The sequence below is a fragment of the Streptomyces sp. NPDC058371 genome, from assembly GCF_042723265.1.
Classification (GTDB): domain Bacteria; phylum Actinomycetota; class Actinomycetes; order Streptomycetales; family Streptomycetaceae; genus Streptomyces.
This window is the reverse complement of record NZ_JBHXJC010000028.1, coordinates 1-610: the sequence shown is the minus strand read 5'-3', so window position 1 is coordinate 610 and position 610 is coordinate 1. Positions and strand designations below refer to the sequence as shown.

Sequence of the window (610 nt, the reverse complement as noted above, 5' to 3'; positions counted from 1 at the left end):
GGGACCACTGGGACGGTCGTCGCGCCGGGCGGAGCCACCACGGTCGTTGTTGTCACGACGGTCGTCGCGGCGCGGGCCCCCGCGGTAGCCGCCGCGGTCACCACTGTCCCGGCGTCGCTCGTCGCGCTCCGGTCGCTCATCGGGAGAGTTGGTGGACATGGTGACTCCTGTCTTCGGTACCGCAAGTCATTCTCGCGCAGCCGGGTACCCGGCGCGCTTCGGAAAAACAAAAAAGGACCTCTGGTCCCCAGCGAGTCGCTGGGGACCAGAGGTCCTCAAAGATTGTTCGGCGGCGTCCTACTCTCCCACAGGGTCCCCCCTGCAGTACCATCGGCGCTGAAAGGCTTAGCTTCCGGGTTCGAAATGTAACCGGGCGTTTCCCTCACGCTATGACCACCGAAACCCTTTCAGACACCCCGTCATAAACGGGGTCTCGAACGGGCAGCGAACTAGCACACTATTCAATTGATTAGTGAAACTGTTCAGCCAGCACAACCGTTCGTTGTCTGGGAACTACACAGTGGACGCGAGCAACTGAGGACAAGCCCTCGGCCTATTAGTACCAGTCACCTCCAGCGGTTACCCGCCTTCCAGATCTGGCCTATCAACC

At 61.3% G+C, this 610-nt stretch carries 1 rRNA gene; it reads right to left on the bottom strand.

Going from position 1 to position 610, the window contains the following annotated elements:
- Positions 1-284: 284 nt before the first annotated feature.
- A 5S ribosomal RNA gene (rrf, locus tag ACFWM2_RS40085) occupies positions 285-401 on the bottom strand.
- Between the last annotated feature and the right edge of the window lie 209 nt (positions 402-610).